This window comes from Ureibacillus thermophilus, from assembly GCF_004331915.1.
Taxonomy (GTDB): domain Bacteria; phylum Bacillota; class Bacilli; order Bacillales_A; family Planococcaceae; genus Ureibacillus; species Ureibacillus thermophilus.
On the sequence record NZ_CP036528.1, the window covers coordinates 1,785,801 to 1,811,367 of the forward strand.

The window sequence follows — 25,567 nt, forward strand, 5'->3', positions numbered from 1 at the left end:
GGTGAAAAAGGATGAACGTCGTATTTGTATTAACTTCAACAGGACAGGAATTGCTTCAAATGGTAAGCCACGATGTAGCCGGCCTTCTTGCAGCGGTGAAGGGGGAGTATGTGACATTTCCTTTTGGCACATATAAATACGATTTCCACTCCCTCGACTTTTATTTAGAAAATAACGAATATCGTCAAGAATTAGTCATTTATTTAAAAGAAGATGAAAAAGAGCCTGTAAACGATTTTGTAATTGATGCTGAATAGACAGCTTTAATATGATTGAAAAATTTTTAATCCTTTTGTATTTGTTGAGGAACCCAATTTGTTTTCTTTTGTAAAATCATGCTAGAACTGTATGCCTTCATCACAAATGAGGTGTTTTCATTGATTAATGCTATTGGTGGAATTGGGATTTTTTTATTGGGCATGTCGATGTTGACAAACGGCCTGAAAGGAATTGCAGGAGAAACGTTGAAAAAATGGCTCCATACCTTCACTAAAGGCACCTTCACTTCTCTGTTAACGGGATTTTTGATGACTATTTTAGTGCAATCTTCCACCGCCACGACCATTTTAACTGTCGGGTTTGTAAGTGCGGGATTATTAACGTTTATGCAGTCTATAGGAATCATTATCGGTGCCAATATTGGAAGCACAAGCACCGGTTGGATCATCTCCTTATTAGGTTTTAAAATCAGTCTGCAAGCAATGTCGCTGCCCATGATTGCATTTGGGGTATTCATCCAATATGTGGCCCCGAGCGACTTTAAAAAATATGGAGGCGTATTCACCGGCTTTGGGCTTTTGTTTTTAGGTATTGATTTATTGCAGAAAGGTATGGAGTCCGCTCAAAATTGGATTAATTTTGATTCGTTGAATACGGATTCGTGGCTTTCTGTCTTTTTATTAATTGGCATTGGGATTGTTATGACCATCATTATGCAAGCTTCCAGCGCAGCGATGGCAGCGACCCTTACCGCCTTATTTGCAGGGGCAATTGATTTTGAACAGGCAGCGTTTTTGGTGGTGGGGCAAAATATTGGAACAACAGCAACAGCCATTGTGGCATCCATCGGTTCTTCCATTGCAGCAAAGCGGACGGCAGCGACCCATTTATTGTTTAATGTTGTGACGGCTGTCATCGTGACAATTTTTATAGGTTATATTTTGCAGTTTGTGAAATTCTTGACGGTTGCGCTGGTGGGCAGCTTCGATGAAACGGTGGGGCTTGCGCTGTTCCATACCCTTTTCAGCGTGTTCGGCGCTATCATTTTCGTGCCGTTTACGAAGCAGTTCTCCATGCTGCTTTTGAAGCTGCTGCCGGAAAAGGCCAATGCGCTGACCCGCAACCTCGACGATCAATTGGTATCCATTCCATCGGCCGCCTTGGAAGTGGCTTATCAAACGCTGCTTCAAATCATGGAGCAATTGACCGATGCGATTTTGGAATTGTTAGATGCGAAAAAGGTCACGAGCAGTTTTGAGAAAAAGGTGAGGGATGTGGAGGAAGCGATTCTTTCCGTTCGTAAATTCCTTAATGAAGTGCAGTCCGATTCAACGAAGTTACGCAATCAACATGTCGCCATCATTCATGTATTGGATCATATCACACGGCTAGTGAGTGTATTGAGGGAGCAGCAAAAGGTGGAAGGCATTTTCCATCACGAAAAATTGATGAAGAAATGGCATAAAACACTGGAGCAGATTAATGAAAGTTATGCCAGCGAAGAAAAATTGATCGAAATGGAGCAGGTGTTGGAAAAAACGGCCCATAAAATTGCGGAGGAAAGACGCACCCGCAGAAGAAAATATTATGAACGCACGGCTGTAAGAGAGACAAAATTGGATGTGGCCATGTCCAAAGTACAGGCGCTGTTGTGGATTGACCGCCTTGTCTATCACTATTGGCGCGCTTTTTCCAGATTGGTGGAGTTTAAAAAAGGTGCGGAAATCGAGGAGTCGACAAATTTCCGTGATGTGGAGACGATGTAGGGGAATGAAATATGGTTTCATTTTAAACGCTCGGGTGTCTAGGACATCCGGGCTGTTTTTTGTAAAAGAAGATATTCTGAGTTGGAAAATATGATAAAATATTCCTAAATCCATTCTATTTTTTCGGCTGGTTGTCAAGATCATCCAGTTTCAAAGTTGTTTAGTAGATAATGATTTGGAAAGGTTGGTAGTTTGTATGGGTATTTTGACAAAATTATTTAACCGCAATAAAAATCAAAAAAGGAAACCATCGAAAAAGGCATGTTATTTTTGTAAACGTCAAACCAATGATATGAGAACTTACAAAAATGAGTATAATCAGACAATCAAAGTATGCCCATTATGTGTGGAGTATGCTGAGAGAAGAGCGTATATAAAACCGTAACAAATAACACATAGCAATGTGGTGTACATACGTAATGAATGAAGTGGCCTTTGATGCCCCTTTGTTCTTGTCGAGTAAGTAATTGTTCAAGTGGCTTAGAAAAGCAAATATATTATCATGGCAATAATGGGGGATTTTCAGTTTTTATCAACTTGTAAAATATGAAGGACATTTTGATAGGCTTATTCTAAAATTGAAGCAGAACCAAATGTAAAGCAGATTGCAGATTATAAAGAACAATCACCCCATTAAAAGTGGGGGCAAGGGGGAAAAGTCATAACACTTTTACTTGAATCAAATTCATAAATCATAGTATTTCTGAAGTATAGAGTACCCCACTACCGTCGCATAAATGATGTCTGAATTTTCAGTTTTATTTTTTTCTGGACTTTAGAGAAAAAACGAAAACACCTAAGCGAGGGTAGTAAACATCCATTTTTTTACTATAACCTATGACTTGTGCAACAACGACTGGCAAACCTTTATGGGACGCCGTTTCCTTCGATTTTTCGTAACCAAATGTGAGCGGATTTCCACAAAGAAGCCTTCAAATAGCGACTAATTTGTAAGTAACTGCGTTCGCTATTCGTGTTCAACTGAGCTAAAACATTCAGACAGTACACTATCATGGCTACGTACACTTGATGATGTACAGCTTGTTCACTGTGACCAAAAAACTTTTTAATGTTCAGATGTTGTTTCATCCATTTGAAAAAAAGTTCGATTGCCCAACGTGATTGGTAGATTTCTGCAATTTCATCTGCGTCAATGTCAAACCGATTTGTCAGTAAATGAAGCTCATTTCCTTTTGTATCATGCAATTTGAGTAAGCGAAACACGTTTTCAGAACGATTTTGTGGTGTTCCAATGACAACCATTTCATCAGAGAATACGGGTGAATCTTTTGGTAACGAAAAGGATTCTAACACTCGGACAACAGCGTTTTTACGCAAACGGGTCACAAAGAAATAGCCATCTTCCGTCATTTGATCAAAGCGCCTATAATCCAAGTAACCACGATCAAACACGTACATGCATTGTTTGTCATCCACGAATACTTCTAGTTGACCCCGATCATGTTCGTTGGCGTTCGTGAGTACGGCTTTATCTGGATAGGAGAGTCCTTTTTCCATAAAAACAAGTCGTAAGTGAAGCTTTACTCCTGATTTTGTTTTTCGAAACTCTGCCCACTTATGATTGGTCAAATGAAGCGGTAATGTACTCGAATCAATGATTTTCAAAGGCGTTGTCACTTTTCTTCTTGTTTGGAAATTGGTTTTCCGGTGAATTTGTGCCACTAAATCGAGAAAAATCGTTTGAAAGAACTCAGTTGGGATGGTATTGATTCGTCTCCCTAACTGTGAAAAACTAATCGATTCCAATCCCGTTGCTCGTTGTAATTCTTCTAAAAAGACAGCGTCACTCAACGCCCGTAAACTCTCGGTTTCATGGAGTTGGGCATATAAAAGCAGTTTCATAAATGAAGCCATATAAAGCTTCTTGGTATAGTGATTTAATTGATGTGTTCTCACTAGGTCGTCAAATAATGGACGATGAATCGGTGAAAACCATTGTTCAAATGATGTTTTTCGTGTAAACTTATCCATGCTTTTGTCCTTTGTATTGGATTTGGATGGTTTACTACCACCCAACCATTATAAAGGATTTTTTTGTATTTAGATTATATTTCAGAAAATTCGGTTTATTTAAAGGTGTTAAATTATTTTAATGCGACGCTAGTGATTATTTTTATATGTTATATTGGTATAGTCGTTAACAATTGTATAGGAAGGTTGCTGAATATTCATGTTAGATATGGAATTATCATTAATTATTACATTATTTCTTTTTGGTTTTTTAGCGGCCTTCATCGATTCGGTAGTTGGGGGCGGTGGACTGATTTCATTACCTGCTTTAATGTTTACTGGCTTAAGTCCATCAGCAGCGGTCGCCACAAATAAATTGGCAGGAACTCTCGGTTCCCTTACGAGCACAATCTCTTTTTATCGATCTGGAAAGATGGATTTACATACAGTAAAACACCTTTTTCCTTTTGTCTTTATAGCAGCAATGATTGGTGCATGGACCGTTCACTTAATGGATCCTAATATTTTAAAACCATTAATGCTAGTCATGTTAGCTGCTGTCGCTATCTATACTATTTTCAAAAAAGATTGGGGCAGTATCTCAACTTATCAGAAGTTATCTACAAAAAAGTATATTGGTTTCTTCTTGTTAGTTTTTGCTATCGGATTTTATGATGGATTCCTTGGCCCTGGGACCGGTTCCTTTTTAATTTTTGCCTTTTTATTAATTGGTTTTGATTTTTTAAAAGCGGCTGGAAATGCAAAATTTTTAAATTTCGCAAGCAATATCGGTGCTTTGATCATGTTCATTTTTCTAGATCAAATCAATTATAGTTATGGGATTATTATGGGGTTTGGTCAAATTATCGGTGCTATTATTGGTTCAAGTTTTGCAATCAAACGAGGTTCTGGTTATGTACGAGTTTTATTTATCGTTGTTACAGTTGCGTTACTTGCAAAAAATACATACGACTATTTTATAGGATAGAAAAAGAGGCTGGGACAAAACTAGCTTCTAGATAGGAAAAAGGAGAATTTGAGCCAACTCAAATTCTCCTTTTTTCCATTTATCCCCATTGTTTTTGGTTATTTTCAATTGCCAAACAAAAACACCTCCTCTGTAATCGATAACTCTATCTTACAGGGAGGTGCGATTGGTTGAAATGCGTCGTTTGAATTCGGGTTTACTTTCCGCTGGCCCGGCTAGACTCTCCTCTGAGTTATCCCTTCGCTCCTCGTGGTCTTGAGAGGGCTCGTCGCAGGAAAGCTATAACACTACGAAATCCCTGTCAACGAAAAGCCGTCCAAATATGGCAGATGGGAACGTATGGTGCTGTACCATTCATTCACAGTTTGCATATGATAGCTAATAGAAGGCTTATGTCAAGAAAGGAGATTTCCATGCGACCACCTCATTATCCTTACCAGATGCCGCCGGGAAGACCGAATTATTTCGCACCAAGACCTCCACAATACGGTTTTAGACCAGGACCATACCCGCCACCAATGCCACCAGGTTTCCAAGCGCCAAAAGGAACAGCCAAAATCGATTCCATTTTGGAAACAGCCAATCGATTTTTAGCGACAGCCCAAAGCTTCCAGCCATATATCCAACAGGCTGCACCGATGCTTCGGAATTTGCCTGCATTGTGGAAATTATATAAAGGATTTCAAGGAATCCCCTCGCCAGGCAGCCCATTGAATGAAGAAAAAAGAAAACCATCCAGAACATCTAATGAAAGCAAGCCATCCATGCCAAAAATCTATCAACCTCCTTACGATAATCTAGAATAGATGCTTTGTAATCATAGGTCAGCTCCGGTATAATAATACTATGTACCAACAGAAGGAGTTGACATGATGGAAGTCATCAAAATAAATCCTCGAGGCTATTGCTATGGCGTAGTGGATGCAATGGTTATCGCAAGAAATGCTTCATTGGATAAAACATTACCAAGACCAATTTATATATTAGGAATGATTGTTCATAATAAACACGTTGTAGATGCTTTTGAAAAGGAAGGAATTATTACCCTTGACGGTGAAAATCGAAAAGAAATCATCGAGAAAGTGGATAAAGGGACCGTCATCTTCACGGCTCATGGGGTTTCCCCGGAAGTACGTGAAATTGCGAAACGAAAAGGTCTTGTTGCGATAGATGCAACTTGCCCGGACGTGACTGTAACCCATGATTTAATTCGGGAAAAATCGAGCCAAGGTTATGATATTATATATATCGGCAAAAAGAATCATCCGGAGCCTGAAGGGGCAATTGGAGTTGCGCCAGAACACGTGCATATAGTGGAGAAGAAAGAAGATATTGACAAATTGAATTTGCAAAATGAAAAATTGCTCGTGACTAATCAAACAACGATGAGCCAATGGGATGTTAAACATTTAATGGACTATATTAAAGAAAAATATCCAACTATCGAAGTCCATAAAGAAATTTGCATGGCTACACAAGTGCGCCAGGAAGCAGTTGCGAATCAGGCAAAAGATGCAGATTTGCTCATTGTTGTAGGCGATCCTCGCTCCAACAATACTAACCGGTTAAAACAAGTGTCGGAAGAAATTGCGGGAACACCCGCATACCGAATCGCCGATCTATCCGAATTGAAAATCGAATGGTTAATGGATACGGAGAAGGTGGCGGTGACGGCAGGAGCTTCCACACCAACGCCGATTGTCAAGGAAGTCATTGCATTTTTGGAGAAGTTCGACAAAAATGACCCATCGACCCATGAAATTAAACGCACAGTTACTCTTGATAAAATCCTTCCGAAAATCAAAGAACCGAAACCGGTGAAGAAAATTCTGCCCGAAGAATAATGGGAGAAAATATAAAAGAGGCTGGGACATAACTAATAAAATGAACGAGCTGCAAAAAGAATTTTTTGTAAAAATTGATATCGTAGAAAATTGATAGGAGTGACGGGGCGAGTTTCTGTCGCGCACGCTTAGTCGCAAAGCGGAGCAAGTTTAAGGAAGTAAATTCAAAGCTTTCCTGCGACGAGCCCTCTCAAGACCACGAGGAGCGAAGGGATAACTCAGAGGAGAGTCTAGCCGGGCCAGCGGAAAGCGTCCCCGGAACGGAAATCAATTTTCTTCAATTATCAAAAAAACACCATTTTCTCAAGTGAGAAAATGGTGTTTTTTATCTTTTGTCCCAGCCTTTTTTTTGTGCTTAATTTCCCTTCTGAATAAAGTATTGGTTGATGGGTCTTCCGATGCCGCCATAATGCACATCGACACTCACCATATTTTGCTTTTCCAAAAAATCCAGATACCGTCTTGCCGTGACTCTTGCCACCCCGATGGCTGCCGCCACATCATCGGCGGAGGCCCCATTTTCTGCTTCTTTCAGATAGTGGAGGACTTTATTGAGCGTTGAACGGTTGAACCCCTTCGGAAGTTCCTCGGGCAAATGGCCGCTCTTTGTTTCCCGATTTTCCATGTTCCCATGGGGATGAATAAGGTTGTCCAACTCTTCCTGATTCAAAATCCGTGTTTCGGCGCTGACATGTTTAAACTTTTTATAATTCAACAACGTTTGCTGCATCCGTTCGAAGGTGAAGGGTTTCATAATATAGTCGTACACGCCCAAGTGCAAAATTTGCTGAATGGTTTGCAAATCATTCGCCGCTGTGACGGCAATGCAATCCACAGGCAAATATTCCGACCGGATTTTTCTTAAAGTGGAGAGTCCGTCCTGTTCGGGCATGAATATATCCATGAATACCAAATCCGGTTTACATTCCAGGATTTTTTGAAAACCTTCGACGCCATTTTTGCACATGGCAATGACTTCAAAGTCTTCCACTTTTTCAATAAATTGCCGATTGACTTCCCTAACCATTGGATCGTCTTCGATCAATAACACTTTAATTGCCATGAAATCCTCCTAAAAATTGAATGTTATCAAGAATGTGGTTCCTTTGTCAGGTTCGCTGTACACTTCGATGACACCATTTCCTTTTTTCACAATTTCTTTCACCAGGTACAACCCGATTCCACGATTTTCTTTTTCTTTTGTAGAAAAACCTCTTTCAAAAATTTGCGACTTCACTTCTTCCGTCATGCCGATGCCGTTGTCACTCACTTCGATCGCGAGGACTTCATCCCGGTCATCGATTGAAATGTGGATTTCTTTTTCGTCTTTATTGGCCATGATCAACGCATCAAAGGCGTTTTCAATCAAATTGCCCAATAATACCACAAAATCATGATAATCCAGCTTTTCAGGAAATCTGGTAAAATGGCTTTCTTTATCGATGGTAACCTTAATCCCCAATTCCTGTCCACGGATGATTTTGCCTAACAATAGGCCGGAGATATTCTCATTATAAATCCTTTCATTCAGAAATTTTGTGACATTATCATGTTGGCTCGATACTTGGGATAAGTATTCGAGCGCTTGTTTTGTCCGTCCTAAATGCAACAGCCCCGCAATGGTATGGAGTTTGTTTTTGTATTCATGGGTTTGGACACGCAATGCTTGTACATAAGCTTTGACGCCCGTCAATTCTTCCGCCATTTTTTTGAAGGCCGTCAAGTCTTTGAATACCGCCACGGCTCCCACCACTTGCCCATCTACGGAAATGGGGATGCGGTTGCTTAAAATGCTGTGGTTGTTCACAAAAATTTCCTGGTCATACACCGGTTTTTTGGAGTACACAATTTCCGGCAGCCTTGTGTCAGGAATCACGTCTTCGATCCTTTTTCCGATGCATTGGGAAGGTTCCAGATCCACGCCCAAGATTTCGCAAGCCTTTTGATTAAAAATGGTGATTTTCAAATCCTGGTCGATGGCAATGATTCCGTCATGCATGGAATTGAAGGTTTCCGTCCGCTCTACATAGAGTTTTGCAATTTCATGGGGTTCAAGTCCAAAAATTTGTTTTTTGATATGCATGCCAAGGGCTTTCGCTCCAAATGCGCTAAACAACATTGACAGGGCAAAAGTGATTAAAATCTCATTTGAATACTCAGAAAAAAAGTCTGAGAAAGTGGGCAGCGAGTAACCGACCACTGTTACGCCAATTTGTTTATTTTCATCCATGATTGGAACAAATGCCCGCAACATGATTCCTTTTTCACCTTTTGCCTTTGAAAGATAATAATGTTCCGCAAAGGCTGCATTGATATCGGTGGACTTGCTTATTTGTCCGATTTGATTTTTGGACGGATGGGAATATTTGATCCGGTTCATATCCATCACAACAATATACTCTGCGCGGTTAATGGTGCGGATTTCGTCAACGATTTGATTGATTTTCTTTGACGCCTCACCGAAGTTTTCGTTTTGGAGAGAGGTTTTCAATTCGGGCAGATTGGCCACCGTTCGTGCAACGAGCATGGCCCTTTGCCCAATTTCTTTTTCCCTTTCCTTTATCATACTACCAAGGACAAAACTGCCCGCAATAAAAAAGGAGAAGGCAATAATGAAAAAGGTGAGGAACATGATTTTCGAATTCATTGATAATTTTCTTCTTTTCAATTCATTGCCCTCCGAATGCATTTTTGCCATAATGGCTATAATCATATTATATTACAGTGGCTATGGTGAAACGTATGAAATATTTTTTGGGTAGTGCAGTTTTGACGATTCTGCTTGTCATAGGATTGATCGCATATCAGCAAGGGGCATTTTCAAAAGAAAAAATAGCCTATGATGATGAACAAGTGGGATTGGATGATCAAATCATCATCAATTTCAGCCATGTTGTGGCGGAAAATACGCCAAAAGGGATGGCGGCCAAAAAATTTGCGGAACTGGTGGAAGAAAAAAGCGGGGGTCGGATCATGGTGAAAGTGTATCCTGACGGCATGTTGTACAGCGATTATGATGAATTGGAAGCCTTGTTGGATAATGAAGTGCAAATGATCGCCCCGACCACTTCCAAAATGACCGAACGTTTGCCAAGTTGGCAGGTGCTGGATTTGCCCTTTGTCATCGAAACCAACGAACAGTTGAAGGCCGTTTTGACCGGGGAGTTGAGCGGCAAGCTGTTGGAAGAATTGTCAAAGCTTCATATCAAAGGGCTCACTTTTTGGAGCAACGGATTCAAGCAAATCTCTTCCAACCAACCGATTATCCGTGCGGAAGATTTCAAAGGGAAACAGATCCGGACGATGGGCAGCGATATCATTAAAGAACAATATCGCAAGCTAAATGGGGAGCCGATCCCTTTAAATTTTGATGATGTCTATTATGAAATTCAAAACCAGTTGATTGATGCCCAGGAAAACACGATTTCGAATATTTATTCGAAAAAATTTTATACAATGGAAAATCACATCACCCTTTCCAATCATTGCATCATGGCCTATGCGGTGATGATGAATGAAAATTTTTGGAATAGTTTAACGGAAGAGGATCAACAAATCATCATCGAATCATTGGAAGAAATGCAAGAATGGCAATTTGAGTTGGCTGAACGGATCAACGGGGAATTTTTGGAGAAGCTTTATAAAGAACCGAATGTGGAAATAATCCAATTGAATGAACAAAATAAAAAGCAATGGATGCAATCTGTCAGCCCCCTTTACGAATACTTTAATCAAAAGGTGAATGGCACATATTTCAATCTGCTTCTGCAAGATATCGATAAAGTGGAAGATTTTTGAAATTGAACAAAATGAACAAAATGAAGGTTTCCTTGAAAAAGGGGACCTTTTTTATTTTTGTTATATAACAAAAGAATTACTTTAAAGATCAGTCATATAACACGAAAACCCTTGAAACATCAGGGTTTTTAAGGATTCTTCCGGATAATGAACAAAACAAACGAAATAACCTTTATAAACGAAAAACTAATTTTCAAATAATTTTTATTATTATAGATTCAAGCATAACAACAAATCAATTTTTGACGGGGATGATGATATGAAAATATTGAAAAATCTTACAGTTCAAGTGATTATAGCAATCATCTTGGGGATTATTGTAGGGGCGGTTTGGCCTGAATTTGGGGCAAAGTTGAAGATACTTGCGGATTTATTTATTAAATTGATCAAGATGTTGATTGCCCCAATCATCTTTTTGACGGTGGTCGTTGGAATCGGCAGCATGGGGGATGTAAAGAAGGTCGGAAAAATCGGCGGCAAAGCGCTGATCTATTTTGAAATCGTTTCCACTATTGCCCTTGCCATGGGAATCATCGTTGCACTAGTCATTCAACCAGGTAAAGGATTGGATACCTCTGCTGCAGGAAATGTCGACATTTCAAAATACACTTCGGCGGCTTCCGAATCGGAGCATGGGCTTGCACATTTTATTTCCAGTATTATACCTGACAACTTTGTAGGGGCATTGGCCAATGGCGAATTATTACCGACGTTGTTTGCGGCGGTGTTGTTTGGACTTGCGGCGGCGGCTGTCGGAGAGCGGGCGAAACCTGTGATTACCTTTTTTGAAAACGTTTCAGAAATCTTTTTCAAAATGGTCGGCATGGTGATGATCTTTTCACCGATTGGGGCATTTGGTGCAATGGCCTATACGATCGGCAACTTCGGAATCAAGTCTTTGGCAAACTTGGGGCTTTTAATGGTTTCCGTTTATACGACCATGTTTATATTTATCGTGTTCATTTTAGGTTCCATCGCCAGATTTTATGGCATCAATATCTTAAAATTTATTGCCTATATCAAAGAAGAAATTTTCATCGTCATCGGGACATCTTCATCTGAATCGGCATTGCCTTCTTTGATCAGAAAGTTGGAACAGTTTGGTTGTTCCAAACAAACAGTCGGATTGGTCGTTCCAACCGGCTACTCCTTCAACTTGGATGGAACAGCGATCTATTTGTCGATGGCAACTTTATTTATAGCGCAAGCCTATGGCATTCATTTAACATGGGTTCAAATTGTTACCATCCTGGCCGTGTTGATGATTACGTCCAAAGGGGCTGCCGGGGTGACGGGCTCCGGATTTATCACACTTGCGGCGACACTCTCGGCATTCCCGATGATTCCGATTGAAGGGATCGCCCTGTTGATCGGTGTGGACCGCTTTATGTCAGAAGCCCGTTCCGTGACGAATTTGATAGGGAATGCGTTATCAGCGGTCGTGATTTCAAAATCGGAAAAAGAATTTGATGTGGCGAAATACGAAGAATTGAAACAGCACAAATTGGAAGCCCACTAATAAGAAAAAGGCTTTTAAGAAGGTAAAGAACTTTCTTGAAAGCCTTTTTTCCATTAAACTAGTTGAAGGGTTTGAATGTGGGAGAGATTAAAATAAGTGAGTTTCGATTTTCCGTTTTCTATACTGATCAACTGATTGTTTACATTGATGACTTTCCCGATGTGGGAAAAATCTTTCCCCAAATTCAATATAGCCATTTGATTTTTCAATTCAGCCAGCTGGGAAACGAAAGTGCTTTGAAAGGTTTCATCGTTTGCCGATGCGAAATGCTGAAATTCTTTCTCGCTAAGGCCATAAGGTAATTGGTTCAAATGTGGTATCAGCCATTTCAAATGGTACTGGGCAATGAACATCCTTTTGTAAACAGGCGACTCGAATACAAAATAGTCGTCTTTGATGGTTGTGATCACACCATGCAGGGGTTCGTTTTTGGCGACCATGATTTCCACGTGGATGCCCTTCGCCAATGTGAGAATATTTTTAAGCGTCAAATTTTGGTTGACCCGCGAAATAAATGCCGGGATTTCTGATGGAGTTTGAATATTATTTTCGTTTTCGAAATCTTTATAGAATGATTGGATATGTTCAAATGGTATATAGACAAATTTATTCCCATCATATAGCACGATGAGTTCATCACTGGAATCGACAACGGAGCCGTTTAAGCGTTTTCCGCCAGATATTTCAATGACGATAATCTCTTTTTGCAGACTTTGGAATATGTTCCTTCCTCCTTTCCAATACTGATCTTTCTCTTGTTATCCCGCATTCCAGAAATGTTTAGTACTAGACATTATATTATGAGTCGTCTTTTTATATTCCAGTTCAGAAAGGCGGCAATTGATAAAATTCGCACGCAAAAGCTGTAATCATTGTTCTATGACATAGGGTGATGTTACAATATAACTTATGTTAGGAGGGACGAAGGATGTCGAACTTTACAGAATTTCAATTGAAACCTTTTATTATGGACGCCATTCAAAAACTCGGCTTTAAAGAACCAACTCCGATTCAAAAAGAAATGATTCCGTTGATTCTGGAAGGGAAAAGCGCCATTGGACAAGCCCATACCGGAACTGGGAAAACCCACGCCTTTTTATTGCCGATCGTTCAACGGATTGATGTAAATAAACAGGAAGTACAAGCTGTCATTACTTCTCCAACAAGAGAATTGGCGACACAAATTTACGAACGTTTAAAAGAAATCATTGAAGGCACAGAAATTACGTCGAAATTATTGATCGGCGGTACGGATAAGCAGAGATTGATGGAAAAACTGAAAACTCAGCCTCATATCGTGGTGGGGACACCTGGGCGTATTCATGATTTAGTGAAGGAAAATGCGCTCTTAGTCCATAAAGCGCCGATTTTAGTCGTGGATGAAGCAGACCTAGCTTTCGACATGGGATTTATTGAAGAAATTGACGGGTTCGCTGCCAGAATGCCTGAGAAATTAGAAATGTATGTGTTTTCAGCGACCATTCCTGTAAAATTGCAGCCATTTCTGAAAAAATATATGGAATCTCCTGTCCACATTAAAATAAATGATCGGAGACCGGTCGCAGAAGGCATCGAATTTTTCCTTGTGCCAATTCGCTCAAAAAACCGGAAGGACAAATTGTTGGAAGTATGCAACACCATCAATCCATTTTTGTGCCTCATTTTCTGCAATACGAGAAAAACAGCGGATGAAGTGGCAAGCTTCTTATCCGAAAATGGAATCCGCACCGGAGAAATTCATGGGGATTTAACGCCAAGAGAACGCAAAAAAATGATGAAGCAGATTCGCGATTTGGAATTCCCATATATTGTTGCCACTGATTTGGCAGCAAGGGGCATTGATATTGAAGGCGTTTCCCATGTAATCAATTATGAGCTTCCGGAAGATTTGGAGTTTTTTGTACACCGCGTTGGAAGAACGGCGCGTGCAGGTTTGGAAGGAACAGCGATCACTTTATATGGTCCGGATGATGAGGACGATTTGGACCGCATTGATGAAAAGCTGGGCATTCCATTCAAACATCGGGATATTAAGGATGGAGAATGGGTCGAATTAAAAGACCGCCAAGCACGCAAGAAACGTATTAAACAAGAAAATGAATTAGATAAAATTGCCAAAGCGATTGTCCGAAAACCGAAAAAAGTAAAACCTGGATATAAGAAACAAATGCGCATGGAAATGCAAAAAATTAAGAAAAAGTTGAAAAAGAGTCATCGATAGAAAGGGAAATTGGGAATGTTAATTGGTTCACACGTATCCATGAGCGGCAAGAAAATGCTCCTTGCTGCCAGTGAAGAAGCCGCATCTTACGGAGCAACAACCTTTATGATTTATACAGGTGCTCCCCAAAATACTAGACGAAAAGCCATTGAAGAATTGAATATTGAAGCGGGGCTAAATCATATGAAGGAAAACGGCATCTCCAATATTGTTGTACATGCCCCATATATCATCAACATCGCCAATACGGTAAAACCGGAAGTCTTTGCTTTAGGTGTAGAATTTTTGCAAAAGGAAATGGAGCGCACAGAAGCAATCGGCGCCACACAAATCGTTCTCCATCCCGGTTCCCATGTGGGCGAAGGAGAAGAAAAAGGCATTAAAAAAATTATTGAAGGGTTGAATGAAGTGCTTTCGGTGGATTCCGAAGTGCAAATTGCCCTTGAAACGATGGCTGGAAAAGGTTCGGAATGCGGAAAAACCTTTGAAGAAATTGCGCAAATCATCGAGGGCGTAACGAACAATGAGCGCCTTTCCGTTTGCTTTGATACATGCCATACCCATGATGCGGGCTATAACATCGTTGAAGATTTCGATGGCGTGTTGGAAGAGTTCGATAAGATCATCGGTCTTGACCGCATTAAAGTGGTTCATATCAACGACAGCAAAAACGAACGCGGCGCAAGAAAAGACCGCCATGAGAATCTAGGTTTCGGCCATATTGGATTTGACGCGCTAAACTACATCGTTCATCATGAGGTATTTAAAGATATCCCAAAAATTCTTGAAACGCCTTGGGTTGGTTCAGATTCTAAAAATAAAAAGGCTCCATATAAAGAGGAAATTGAAATGTTGAAAACAGGAGAGTTTCATCCGGAATGGATTGATGCTTTGAGAAAGTAAGAGCGGGAAAAATTCTCGCTCTTTTTTTTCGTTTTATTTTATAGACGAACTAGTTCATTACCATATAAAAAAAGGAAATGTTGGCCAAACTAGAAGGGTAAGGAAATTGAATGAAGGTGGCTGGCATGAAGAAAAGATATATTTTGGCGTTTTTAGCATTATTCATTTTTTTCTATATTCATCCAGTACAAGGAAAATCGTTGGATGAAACAGTGAAAACAAATTTAGGGACTTCGAATATAAGCGTTTCGATTCGGGATATGGAAAGCGGAAAAATAGTATATGAAAAAAATGGAGATGTGGGAATGAAGCCAGCATCTACATTGAAATTGCTGACCGCATCTAGTGCATTACATACATTAGGGGAAGATTTCCGTTTCCAGACAGATGTGTACCTTGATGGCCAAATCGAAAACGGAGAATTAATTGGGAATCTTTATTTGAAAGGGCAAGGTGACCCGACGTTTCAAAAGAAGCATTTCTTGCAAATTGCGGATTTTTTTAGATTGTTGGGCATCCATTCCATTCGTGGCAATTTATATGGCGATGATTTTTATTTTGATGGTGAGCAACTCTCTCCAGGCATTGCAAAAGAGGATGAGAGCTATTATTATGCTGCAAGAATCAGCGCCCTCACCATGTCGCCGGATGACGATTACGATGCCGGGACAATTATTGTTCATGTCAAACCGACAACAATAGGTGAAAAACCAACGATTGAATTTGAACCAAATGATAGCGGCATGATTTTTGTGAATGAAGCAAAGACCGTATCTTCAAACGAACGAAACACAATCGAAATCATCCGGAAATATCGTTCTAACAAGATTGTCATTTCTGGAAATATTCCGATGGGAGAACCTTATAAAGATTGGGTGACGTTGTATAATCCAACGGTGAATACCCTTATAGCCTTCAAGAAAACATTGGAGGAAGAAGGTTTTGTTTTTTATAACACATCCATCGAAAGAAAACCTGTGACCGAAAATGCAGTGCTGGTTTATTCCAAACCATCCCAGCCTTTAGAAGACCTCGTCCATCCATTTTTGAAATTGAGCAACAACAGCATTGCGGATATTTTAGTGAAAACAATGGGACAAAAAGTATATGGAGAGGGCAATTTTGAAAGCGGGTTGAAGGTGATTCGAAATTATGGAGAGCAGCTTGGCTTAAATATGTCAGATTGGCAGTTTGAAGACGGTTCTGGTATATCCCATCAAAATCGAACAACTGCCAATGAGTTGACGAATTTATTAGTAAAGGTTCGAAGCGAGTCGTTTTTCCCTATCTTTTTTGAAAGTTTGCCTGTAGGGGGAGAGAAAGACCGCACAATCGGCGGATCGCTCCGGGAAAGATTTTTGGAAGACCATTTGAAAGAACGAATTTTTGCAAAAACTGGCCATATTACAGGAGTGTATACATTAGCCGGATATGTGAAGGCAAATAGCGGGAAAACGTACGCTTTTGCAGTCATGACTCAAAATCAGACGAGAAATAAAATCCATGAGATAGATAAAGTAGTCGAAACGATAATCGAGCAGTTTTAACCCAGCGTTTGGACAGAGGGATTATAGATTTTTGCAAATCATTCCATTCATAAAAAAAGAGCGATGGGTTCGAAAAATTTCCATTCGCTCTTCTTTTCATGCATTATCTCCATTCATCGAGCATTTTTTTATATTTTTTATATTTCTTTGAACCTAAAATTTTTTCCGCTTCCTTCAACACCCGTTCAGGGATTCCCGTTACAAGCCAAGTGATATTAGCCTTTTGGGCAAGGGACCGAAGCTTTTGGATTTCTTCAATTGTTAAATCCATCCCATATTGTTTAGCCATTTTTCGAATTTCTATATCGGATTTCGATAATAAAGATTCCCAAAATTCAATAATTTGATTCATTTCGTCATCCTTTCTTTTTATCAAGCAAGAAAACTTTACAAAGAAATGCAAATCCCTTATACTTACAAAATGTAAATCGTAATGATTTTGAATTAGAAAGAAGAGAAAAGATGAAAAAACCTTTTGTCGAGTTAGAAAATATTTCTTTTAAATATGGTTCGAATCTCGTTTTAAATAACGTTTCTTTAAAAGTAGAAGAAGGGGATTTTTTAGCTCTGATTGGACCCAATGGTTCAGGAAAATCGACTTTATTAAAAATCATTTTAGGTTTGCTTAAAGCAAAAGGAGAAATCAAGCTTTTTGACGAGCCGATTTCTTCATTTCAACATTGGGAATGGGTTGGGTATGTTTCCCAAAAGTCTAATGCCTTCAACACCGCTTTTCCCGCAACGGTAAAAGAAGTGGTGCAAAGCGGGCTGACGAAAAAAGTTGGTTTATTTAAACGAATGCCAAAAGATGCGAAAAAACGGGTGTATGACGCTTTAGCCGCCGTGGGAATGGAACAATTTCTTCACCGAAATATCGGTGAACTTTCTGGCGGTCAGCAGCAGCGGGTGTTTATCGCCCGAGCATTGATTGCAGAGCCGAAATTGCTCGTTTTAGATGAACCAACAGTAGGCGTGGATATCAAGAATGTTCAATCATTTTATGATATGTTGGAGGAATTAAATAAGAAACATCATTTAACCATCATTTTAGTAACCCATGACATTGAAACGCCTTCCCATCAGATTAGCCATGTGGCGTTTTTAAATCAACGCATTTTGTTTTATGGGGAAATGGAGAAATATAATCAACTTCCTAAAGAACAAATTTACGAATGGTACGGCCATTCCGTACGTGCAGTGTAAGGAGAGCGGTTATGTTAGATGCAATTGTACATTATGAATTCTTACAAAATGCCTTTCTTTCAGGAATGATCATTGGTTTTTTTGCGCCGCTCCTCGGTGTTTTTATTGTCGTTCGTCGAATGTCTTTAATTGCTGATGCGCTCTCTCACGTTACTTTAGCTGGGATTACGGGGGGGCTTCTTCTAAATCAGCAGTTTGTGGCCTTCAGTCTCTTCAATCCAATTTATTTCGGGATCGTTGCCAGCGTGCTTGGTTCCGTTCTAATCGAGAGGTTAAGAGCTTTATATAAACATTACGAGGAATTGGCGATTCCGATTATTATGTCGTGCGGCATCGGGTTAAGCGCCATTTTTATTTCCCTTGCCAATGGGTTTACGACAGATGTGATGGGGTATCTCTTTGGCACGGTTTCTGCTGTTTCAAGGCAGGATTTATGGATTATAATCGCCATTGCATTGATTGTCTTATTTTTTTTGGTACTCTTTTTTAAAGAAATGTTCGTTTTATCCTTTGATGAAGAATATGCCAAAGCATCCGGGCTTCCGGCGAAATTAATACATTTTTTATTTATGGTGGTCGTTGCATTAACTATCGCAGCCAGCATGCGAATTGTCGGTATTTTGCTCGTTTCTTCAATGATAACATTGCCGGTTGCCAGCGCCATGCGATTGGCGAAAGGGTTTAAAGGAACGATGATCTATGCAGTTATATTTGGCGAATTAGCGGTTATTGTAGGTTTAATTTTTGCTTTCTACTTAGATATAGCGCCAGGCGGAACAATTGTCGTAACCTCTATCCTTATTTTAATGATCGTTATTTTGTTCAAAAAAGCGATTCGGAAGGAGGCGCAGCAATGAATCGGGAAAAAGCTTGGGAAATATTAAAAGCCCATGGGTATAAAAAAACGGATAAACGGGAGCTCATTTTATCGATGTTTGAAGCGACCGATAAATATTTGACTGCCCGGGATTTATTGGAAGTGTTGAAAAAGGACTACCCTGGCATGAGCTATGATACGATTTATCGGAATCTAGCAACCTTTGTAGAGTTGGGTATTTTAGAAGAAACTGAATTGAATGGAGAAAAAAATTTCCGCATGCATTGTGAAGTGGATCACCATCATCACCATTTTATTTGTATGAAATGCGGAATGGTGAAAGAAGTTTCGTTATGTCCTTTGGAAATGATGGAATCCTTGCTACCAGGTTATTCCATTGAATCTCATAAATTTGAAATCTATGGAAAATGTCCGGCATGTAATGTATAATTTTTCTTATGATGCAAACAAAGGGGCAGAAGAAATACCATTTATAAGCAAATCTGTTCCTGGAAAATAAAGAAATAAAGAGGGGTAAGAAATGAAGCTGAAGAGAATCTATTTTTTACTTGCACTTATACTTGCCTTGGCATTAGCAGGCTGCGGCAAGGATGATGAAGCGGCGCCAAAAGAAACAGATGCCAAAAAATCCGGCGATTCCTATACGGTGGTGGATGACCGCGGGGTAGAAATTACATTTGATAAAGTGCCTGAAACCGTCATTTCGTTGCAGCCAAGCAATACGGAAATTTTGTTTGAATTAGGCGTGGGAGACAAAGTTATTGGTGTTACGGAATATGACGTATGGCCGGAAGAAGTGCAAAACATTGAAAAAGTATCAGACACAATCAATGTGAACTTGGAAAGGGTTATTGAATTGAATCCGGATGTGGTATTTGCCTACACAATGGGCGGAGAGGAACAAGTGGAGCAGTTGGAAAGCGCGGGATTGAAAGTGTTTGTCATCCAATCCGCCAGCTCCATCGAGGATGTGTACGGCGACATCGGACAAATTGCCCAAGTGATGGGCGTTGAAAACAAAGGTAAAGAATTGGTTGAAAAAATCAAAGGTCAATTTGCTGAACTGAAAGAAAAAACAGATAAAATAGAGCAGAAGAAAAAAGTTTATTTTGAAATCGCTCCTGCACCGGATATTTGGTCCATTGGTTCAGGCACATTCCAGCAAGAGTTAATTGAAGCAGCGGGGATTGAAAATATTTATAGAGATCAAAATGGTTGGTTTTCAATATCTGAGGAAGACATTATCAACCGCAATCCAGATGCAATTATTACAACGGTGAATTATGGCAAAGATCCAACAGTAGAAATTAAATCTCGCCAAGGTTGGGAATCTGTTACGGCTATTCAAAATGGGGCCGTTTATGAACTGGATGCGAATATTTTGGACAGACCTGGTCCACGCATTGCAGAAGCAGCCGAATTAATGGCCAAAACAATTTATCCGGAAATATTTGAATAATAAAACTAGAAGGGTGTCGTCTCAAAAGTACTTTTGAAACGACACCTTTTTTATTTTTGAAAGTATCTGTACTAAATGGAGAAGTAAACGCGCAAAAGGTGGAAGTATCCGCACCAAATGGGGGAGTAAACGCACAAAAGGTGGAAGTATCCGCACTAATTGGGGGAGTAAACGCACAAAAGGTGGAAGTATCCGCACCAATTGGAGGAGTAAACGCACAAAAGGTGGAAGTATCCGCACTAATTGGGGGAGTAAACGCACGAAACGGAGCAGTATCCGCACGAAATGAGGAGGTAAACGCACGAAACGGAGCAGTATCCGCACGAAATGAGGAGGTAAACGCACGAAATTTTATCAAATTCAGCAAGGAATCGAACGATTGTACACCGAACGAAGAATCACTCCTGTCTTGATTTTGGATGAGATGCATCTGGCTAAAGATGCCTTTCTGCAAGATCTTGCGATTTTGTTTAATTTTCAAATGGATTCGACGAATCCATTTGTCTTGATTTTAGCTGGCCTTCCGCATTTACAAACGCGGCTTCGGCTCAACCAGCATCGGCCGTTGAATCAACGTATCATCATGCGATATCAAATGGGGCCATTGACGAAAGAAGAAGTTGGTCAATATATAGAACAGCGAATGAAAATGGCGGGAGCGAAGATTCCGATTTTTACTCCAGCAGCGCTAGAGGCCATCGCTTTACAATCTCAAGGATGGCCAAGAGTGATCAATATCCTAGCCACGACTTGCCTCTTGTATGGATACCAAATGAAAAAAGAACAGATCGATGAAGAAATCGTTCGAATGGCGGCAGAGGAACATCATCTTTACTAAGCGATCGGAGCTCTTTGTACGGAGGGCTCCATTTTTTTCGAAGAGGGGCGGAAAAATCATCGAAAAACGACCGGAAAAATGTGCAAAGAACCTGGGGAAAATCGCAAAATCTAAAATAATCCGCAAAAAAATTGCACATTATTTCAGAAAACGAACCAAAATAATTTGAAAAAGTCAGCCTGAAATAATGTGAAAATTTACAGTATTTCAAATAGTCCATTATTACACAGAACCCTTGGTAACTCCTATTGGAGAAACCAAGGGCTGAAAAGTCTTGAAGCTCGTTATGAAAACTTGTGTCAATCATCTTAATTGAACCGCCGTATACGGAACCGTATGTACGGTGGTGTGAGAGGACGGGAGTTAATCGCTCCCTCCTACTCGATTTGGAAGAATAAAACATTGAGTGGGGATGAATAACTATTTAGTGCGGATAGGCTATTAATTAGTTTATATAGAAGAATGTTTGGTTCGGGTATCTCCTTAATTGGTGCGAATGGAATCTCATTTAGTGTGGATGCCCCTTCTATTGGTGCGAATGGACACACATTTAGTTCGGATACTCCTTTAATTAGTGTGGATGGAATCTCAATTAGTTCGGATACCCCTTCAATTGATGCGGATGGAACCTCAATTAGTTCGGATACCCCTTCAATTAGTGCGGATGGAACCTCATTTAGTTCGGATACTTCTTCAATGGGTGCAGATGGACCTCTATTAGTTCGACTCCTCCTAAATACTTTTCAAGTCATTAGAAAAAGACTGCTAGAAAGATCACCTTTCTAACAGTCTTTTTAAAATGTGGTGAGGGAATAATATAATTATAGGGAATTGCATTGCCTATCAAAAATAATTCTTTTCTTAATATACCTCTCTATTTATATCAAGAAGGGGATTTATCTGTTAAGAATGTTTTTCTGTCGCATTATTCAAGATATCAATTAATGTTGAATAATGTTCTGGAGCTTGGTTATTTAAAATTTCTCGTACTTTTAAATCCACAAGCATCTGCAATTTTTCTTTAATTGCTTTAGACATAGTTGCATCTACATTTAACATTTCAAGGGTACTGATGACTTCGCTCATTTCAGAAACGCGGCGCTCTACATGTATGGATGTACGGTTCAATAATAAATTGGCCGTTTCTTCCAAAGGGCGTTTTGTCACAGAATTATTAAGCGACTCCAGCACGATGTCAGATACTCCATAGATGCTGCTAGATTGAATCGTTTCAATGAGCAGCGCGGAAAAACCTTTCATGAAAATGCTTCTAAACATTTTTATGGCCGATGAACTGCCGGCTTTTTCGCTAATAAAAGTAACCTTCATATTATACGAAGAAGCAAATTCTTCAAAAACTTTTGCTCCTGTACCGCTGATAAACATCGGCACTTGGTGCTTCCATAACGGCACGCTGTCCATTACCGCCACATCAACAAAGGCTGCACCAGTATTTTCTAAAACTTCTGCAATTGCTTCCTTCACCATAGGGGAGGAAGCATTGATGTCAATATATACATGCTTTTCTGTCAAATAAGGAGCCACTTCCTTTGCTATCGGAAGCGCCACTTTAGCACTAGTTGCACAAAACACATAATTGCTTTTTTCCATTAACTCTTTCAAAGAATTCACCAATTCAACACCATTTTCTTTAGCCCGTTGTTGGATGACGGCGCCTAAAGATGGATGATTGGCATTGACATCAAACGCATAAATGGATTCAATTCCTTCTTGTTTTAATCCTTGGGAAATCAAGTAGGCAGCTTCGCCATATCCAATAAAACCGACGGATGGTGTTGTCATTTTTTCTTCCTCCAATAAAACTTAAGATTATTTGACATCGTGAATATGATCGTAATATATTACATTTTCTTTTTGAAGTACTTCTCTCAATTGATAGAAATCTAGGCTTAATTCACCCTTAGCAATTTTTTCTTTTGTACCTTGTTCTTTTTCAATTCGTTTTTGCGTTGCTTCTAATGTGGAATCAATATCTTCTTTTTTCACAACGACAACGCCATCATCATCCGCCAAAATAATATCACCTGGATTTACTTCTACTCCGCCACAGATGGCAGGTGCATTCACCCAGCCGCCGCGATTTTTTGTTGTACCTTCTGAGTAAACGGATTTTGACCAGACAGGGAATTCTAATTCACGAATGGCTCTTAAATCGCGAATGCCAGCTTCAATAATAAGCCCTTGTACACCGCGGTACATTAATGCGCGTACAATCAATTCCCCGATCATGCCAGAAACACTTTCGCCTATAGTGGAAACGACTAAAATATCGCCAGGTTTGCACACTTCAATGGCAGCATGAATCATCAAGTTGTCGCCTGCTGGACAAGTTACAGTAACAGCAGGGCCGCAAATCGTTTTGCCATATTGAACAGGTTTAATGGAATGATGGAATAATCCTTGTTTTCCTTGTGCTTCGTATACAGTGGAAACATCAAATTCTTTAAAGGTTTCAATGATTTTTCTAGAAGGGCGTTCAAAATCTTTTATCACATATTTTTGCATTAAATTAGCTCCTCTCCGACTAATGGGAAGAATCGGTAGAATGCTTCCGCATATTTATATTGATTCTTTCCGGAGCAGCGGCGAGCATGGTTGCCACGTAAAGCTGCTTTTGCTGCATAGTAATCAATTAAGTGTTTTTGAGCTTTGAAGCAATTCATGGCTGCTAGTTTTTGTTCATAAGTGTCTGTAATATCAACGATTACATCTGGTTTAAAGTCGCTGATTTCAGATTGATGAGGTTCAAAACCGAATAATTTTGCTTGCTTAATGCATGGCAAGTCCACATCGCGAACCCCGTTTGATGTAGCTAAAACGGATGTTTCAAAGACGAAGCTGGATACTGTTTCATGGTCTGGATTGAACGCATCTTTAGGACCGTGGGAAAGAATGATGTCCGGACGCACTTCGCGAATTTTTTGAAGCAATTGCAATGTACGTTCAGGTGTAATTTCCATATGGTAGTCTTCATAATCCCAAATTTCGTAATTTGTTACGCCTAGATGTTTTGCAGCTGCTTCGATTTCAGCTCTGCGAACGGCTTTAACATTTTCTAAAGTTTGCCCTTCAATATTCCAAAGGTCATTGGATTCACCGCGGGCACCGAAACTTAAAATAATTAATGTTACATTTGCACCTTCTTTTACATATTTGGCGATTGTACCTCCCGCACGCCAAATGAAATCTCCTGCATGTGCACTAACAACTAATAAATTTTTGTTTTTCATTTTCTACTTCCCTTATTATGTACATTATTGTTAAATAATCTTGTTGAAAGAGTTATAATCTCTGTTGAATTTTCTGTCAATAGTGATAACGAGAAATACTGTCCAGAAAAATATGGACAGTTTATGCTACATTAAGAAATTATGGTTTTCTTCAATGACTTTTCGAATATTGGCAATATGTGTACGCATCGCTTTTTTCGCTGCTTCTGGATCTCGATTTTTAAGCGCTTCAAGAATTGCTTTATGTTCATTGTAAGAATCAACATTTCGTCCTGGAACAAGAATAGTGCGGAGATGGTATTTCATTAATTGCGCTATGATCATATTGACCAATTCAACGGCTTGTTGATTGGAGCAAGCTTCATAAATAATTTTATGAAACTCTTTATTTAGGGAGGAGTAATCATCAAACTTTCCTTCATTTAAATAAATTCCCATTTGTTCATGTATGGTTTCTAATTTTTGAATAGCTTCATCGCTTAAACGAAGGGTTGAACTGTTGATGATCAGTTCTTCCAATGCTTCCCTGATTTCAAAGTAATTCAACACTTCCTCCAAAGTGTATGCTTTAACGGTTGCTCCCTTGTTTTCTTCGGTTTGAACAAGATGTTCTTGTTCAAGCTTCAATAATGCTTTTTTAATTGTATTTCGACTGACACCTATTTCTTTTGCTAGGTCACTTTCGTTTAATTTTTGGGAAGGAAGGAAAATCCCATTTAATATCCTTTCTTTAATATACTCATAAGCTAAATCCATAGGTCTCTTCATGACTAAAACATCCTTTGATATTTTTTGTTGAACAATATTATTATACATCATATCACGAAAGATGTGGTATATCTAGCAATGAGTATTTTTTCAAAATTCAATGAATAAAAGCCGACGACATTGACAAAGGGTAACCGTAATTGTACTGTATATCGTTCAATAAATTGGAACGAGCTTCTAATTCCTCTTTAAATTTTTCAGCAGTTGCATATTTTACGTGGCCTTCTTTTGCTTCATGGCCGAGTTTAAATGTATAAGTTTTTTCTTCCGATCCGGCATTGTTTGAATCTGAACCGCTGCTTGAATCATCTGAACTAGAACCACAGGCCGCTAATAGAATCATGGCAATTACCAATGTGAGAACGTAAAATAATGTTTTTCTCTTCATCCCAATTAACCCCCTATATAAAATTAACCCCTTTAATAAATCTAAA

General features: G+C 39.5%; 25 protein-coding genes and 1 pseudogene. 16 read left to right on the forward strand and 10 right to left on the reverse strand.

Annotated elements, in window-relative coordinates:
* The first annotated feature begins 11 nt into the window (after positions 1 to 11).
* Positions 12 to 257 (forward strand): thymidylate synthase, encoded by a 246-nt coding sequence (locus DKZ56_RS08820; RefSeq protein ID WP_208649645.1) that lies wholly within the window; start codon positions 12 to 14, stop codon positions 255 to 257.
* 111 nt (positions 258 to 368) lie between these two features.
* The gene (locus DKZ56_RS08825; RefSeq protein WP_245989648.1) at positions 369 to 1,985 is read left to right on the forward strand and encodes a Na/Pi cotransporter family protein; all 1,617 of its coding nucleotides are present in this window, start codon (positions 369 to 371) and stop codon (positions 1,983 to 1,985) included.
* A gap of 867 nt (positions 1,986 to 2,852) precedes the next feature.
* Here the strand turns inward: DKZ56_RS08825 and DKZ56_RS08830 are convergent.
* Positions 2,853 to 3,977: an IS4 family transposase gene (locus DKZ56_RS08830; protein WP_208649647.1), complete on the reverse strand. Its 1,125-nt coding sequence runs from the start codon at positions 3,975 to 3,977 to the stop codon at positions 2,853 to 2,855.
* Positions 3,978 to 4,176: 199 nt separating this feature from the next.
* On the opposite strand from DKZ56_RS08830, the gene DKZ56_RS08835 reads away from it, so the two are divergent.
* The 3 genes from DKZ56_RS08835 to DKZ56_RS08845 all read left to right on the forward strand — a co-directional run bounded on the left by DKZ56_RS08835 (position 4,177) and on the right by DKZ56_RS08845 (position 6,788).
* Positions 4,177 to 4,944 carry a TSUP family transporter gene (locus tag DKZ56_RS08835; protein ID WP_208649648.1) on the forward strand — a complete coding sequence of 256 codons (768 nt, stop codon included), beginning with the start codon at positions 4,177 to 4,179 and terminating at the stop codon, positions 4,942 to 4,944.
* 413 nt (positions 4,945 to 5,357) lie between these two features.
* Positions 5,358 to 5,750 (forward strand): VrrA/YqfQ family protein, encoded by a 393-nt coding sequence (vrrA, locus tag DKZ56_RS08840; protein ID WP_208649649.1) that lies wholly within the window; start codon positions 5,358 to 5,360, stop codon positions 5,748 to 5,750.
* A 66-nt stretch (positions 5,751 to 5,816) separates the two neighbouring features.
* Positions 5,817 to 6,788, forward strand: coding sequence for a 4-hydroxy-3-methylbut-2-enyl diphosphate reductase (locus DKZ56_RS08845; protein ID WP_208652217.1), 972 nt, complete (start codon positions 5,817 to 5,819; stop codon positions 6,786 to 6,788).
* A gap of 355 nt (positions 6,789 to 7,143) precedes the next feature.
* Here the strand turns inward: DKZ56_RS08845 and DKZ56_RS08850 are convergent, their stop codons facing one another.
* Positions 7,144 to 7,851 (reverse strand): response regulator, encoded by a 708-nt coding sequence (locus DKZ56_RS08850; RefSeq protein WP_208649650.1) that lies wholly within the window; start codon positions 7,849 to 7,851, stop codon positions 7,144 to 7,146.
* A 9-nt stretch (positions 7,852 to 7,860) separates the two neighbouring features.
* A complete protein-coding gene (locus DKZ56_RS08855; RefSeq protein ID WP_208652218.1) occupies positions 7,861 to 9,477 on the reverse strand; it encodes an ATP-binding protein in 1,617 nt (538 codons plus the stop codon).
* A gap of 53 nt (positions 9,478 to 9,530) precedes the next feature.
* Between DKZ56_RS08855 and DKZ56_RS08860 the strand changes: the two genes are divergently transcribed.
* Together DKZ56_RS08860 and dctA are read left to right on the forward strand one after the other, a co-directional pair.
* Positions 9,531 to 10,586: a DctP family TRAP transporter solute-binding subunit gene (locus DKZ56_RS08860; RefSeq protein WP_208649651.1), complete on the forward strand. Its 1,056-nt coding sequence runs from the start codon at positions 9,531 to 9,533 to the stop codon at positions 10,584 to 10,586.
* Between the two features lie 259 nt (positions 10,587 to 10,845).
* Positions 10,846 to 12,105 (forward strand): C4-dicarboxylate transporter DctA, encoded by a 1,260-nt coding sequence (dctA, locus tag DKZ56_RS08865; protein WP_208649652.1) that lies wholly within the window; start codon positions 10,846 to 10,848, stop codon positions 12,103 to 12,105.
* A 53-nt stretch (positions 12,106 to 12,158) separates the two neighbouring features.
* On the opposite strand, the gene DKZ56_RS08870 is transcribed toward dctA, so the two are convergent.
* Positions 12,159 to 12,731 carry a DUF2642 domain-containing protein gene (locus DKZ56_RS08870; RefSeq protein WP_208649653.1) on the reverse strand — a complete coding sequence of 191 codons (573 nt, stop codon included), beginning with the start codon at positions 12,729 to 12,731 and terminating at the stop codon, positions 12,159 to 12,161.
* A 302-nt stretch (positions 12,732 to 13,033) separates the two neighbouring features.
* Between DKZ56_RS08870 and DKZ56_RS08875 the strand changes: the two genes are divergently transcribed.
* From DKZ56_RS08875 to dacB, 3 genes are all read left to right on the forward strand, one after another.
* Positions 13,034 to 14,326, forward strand: a complete 1,293-nt coding sequence (locus DKZ56_RS08875; RefSeq protein ID WP_208649654.1) for a DEAD/DEAH box helicase — start codon at positions 13,034 to 13,036, stop codon at positions 14,324 to 14,326.
* Between the two features lie 15 nt (positions 14,327 to 14,341).
* Positions 14,342 to 15,229 carry a deoxyribonuclease IV gene (locus tag DKZ56_RS08880; protein ID WP_208649655.1) on the forward strand — a complete coding sequence of 296 codons (888 nt, stop codon included), beginning with the start codon at positions 14,342 to 14,344 and terminating at the stop codon, positions 15,227 to 15,229.
* 125 nt (positions 15,230 to 15,354) lie between these two features.
* On the forward strand, positions 15,355 to 16,776 hold the full coding sequence (gene dacB, locus DKZ56_RS08885; RefSeq protein WP_208649656.1) for a D-alanyl-D-alanine carboxypeptidase/D-alanyl-D-alanine endopeptidase: 1,422 nt from the start codon (positions 15,355 to 15,357) through the stop codon (positions 16,774 to 16,776).
* A 103-nt stretch (positions 16,777 to 16,879) separates the two neighbouring features.
* On the opposite strand, the gene DKZ56_RS08890 is transcribed toward dacB, so the two are convergent.
* Positions 16,880 to 17,128, reverse strand: a complete 249-nt coding sequence (locus tag DKZ56_RS08890; protein ID WP_208649657.1) for an isopropylmalate synthase — start codon at positions 17,126 to 17,128, stop codon at positions 16,880 to 16,882.
* 110 nt (positions 17,129 to 17,238) lie between these two features.
* Here DKZ56_RS08890 and DKZ56_RS08895 point away from each other — a divergent pair, with 110 nt between their 5' ends.
* The 6 genes and pseudogenes from DKZ56_RS08895 to DKZ56_RS08920 all read left to right on the forward strand — a co-directional run.
* Positions 17,239 to 17,979, forward strand: coding sequence for a metal ABC transporter ATP-binding protein (locus tag DKZ56_RS08895; protein ID WP_208649658.1), 741 nt, complete (start codon positions 17,239 to 17,241; stop codon positions 17,977 to 17,979).
* Between the two features lie 11 nt (positions 17,980 to 17,990).
* Positions 17,991 to 18,836 carry a metal ABC transporter permease gene (locus DKZ56_RS08900; protein WP_208649659.1) on the forward strand — a complete coding sequence of 282 codons (846 nt, stop codon included), beginning with the start codon at positions 17,991 to 17,993 and terminating at the stop codon, positions 18,834 to 18,836.
* The gene (locus DKZ56_RS08905) at positions 18,833 to 19,246 is read left to right on the forward strand and encodes a Fur family transcriptional regulator (protein WP_208649660.1); all 414 of its coding nucleotides are present in this window, start codon (positions 18,833 to 18,835) and stop codon (positions 19,244 to 19,246) included. The genes DKZ56_RS08900 and DKZ56_RS08905 overlap by 4 nt, the downstream gene beginning before the upstream one ends.
* A gap of 91 nt (positions 19,247 to 19,337) precedes the next feature.
* The gene (locus tag DKZ56_RS08910; RefSeq protein WP_208649661.1) at positions 19,338 to 20,276 is read left to right on the forward strand and encodes an ABC transporter substrate-binding protein; all 939 of its coding nucleotides are present in this window, start codon (positions 19,338 to 19,340) and stop codon (positions 20,274 to 20,276) included.
* Between the two features lie 56 nt (positions 20,277 to 20,332).
* A complete protein-coding gene (locus DKZ56_RS08915; RefSeq protein WP_208649662.1) occupies positions 20,333 to 20,689 on the forward strand; it encodes a hypothetical protein in 357 nt (118 codons plus the stop codon).
* Positions 20,626 to 21,114 (forward strand): annotated as a pseudogene (locus tag DKZ56_RS08920) (ExeA family protein); the annotation flags it as partial. The gene DKZ56_RS08915 and the pseudogene DKZ56_RS08920, both read left to right, overlap by 64 nt.
* Before the next feature lie 903 nt (positions 21,115 to 22,017).
* Here DKZ56_RS08920 and DKZ56_RS08925 read toward each other — a convergent pair.
* From DKZ56_RS08925 to DKZ56_RS08945, 5 genes are all read right to left on the reverse strand, one after another.
* Positions 22,018 to 22,917 carry a DUF1932 domain-containing protein gene (locus DKZ56_RS08925; RefSeq protein ID WP_208649663.1) on the reverse strand — a complete coding sequence of 300 codons (900 nt, stop codon included), beginning with the start codon at positions 22,915 to 22,917 and terminating at the stop codon, positions 22,018 to 22,020.
* Between the two features lie 27 nt (positions 22,918 to 22,944).
* A complete protein-coding gene (locus tag DKZ56_RS08930; RefSeq protein WP_208649664.1) occupies positions 22,945 to 23,640 on the reverse strand; it encodes a 4-carboxy-4-hydroxy-2-oxoadipate aldolase/oxaloacetate decarboxylase in 696 nt (231 codons plus the stop codon).
* Positions 23,640 to 24,365, reverse strand: coding sequence for a PIG-L deacetylase family protein (locus DKZ56_RS08935; protein WP_208649665.1), 726 nt, complete (start codon positions 24,363 to 24,365; stop codon positions 23,640 to 23,642). Before DKZ56_RS08935 ends, DKZ56_RS08930 begins: the two co-directional genes overlap by 1 nt.
* 126 nt (positions 24,366 to 24,491) lie before the next feature.
* Positions 24,492 to 25,133 carry a GntR family transcriptional regulator gene (locus DKZ56_RS08940; protein WP_208649666.1) on the reverse strand — a complete coding sequence of 214 codons (642 nt, stop codon included), beginning with the start codon at positions 25,131 to 25,133 and terminating at the stop codon, positions 24,492 to 24,494.
* Between the two features lie 97 nt (positions 25,134 to 25,230).
* Positions 25,231 to 25,521: a hypothetical protein gene (locus DKZ56_RS08945; RefSeq protein WP_208649667.1), complete on the reverse strand. Its 291-nt coding sequence runs from the start codon at positions 25,519 to 25,521 to the stop codon at positions 25,231 to 25,233.
* Between the last annotated feature and the right edge of the window lie 46 nt (positions 25,522 to 25,567).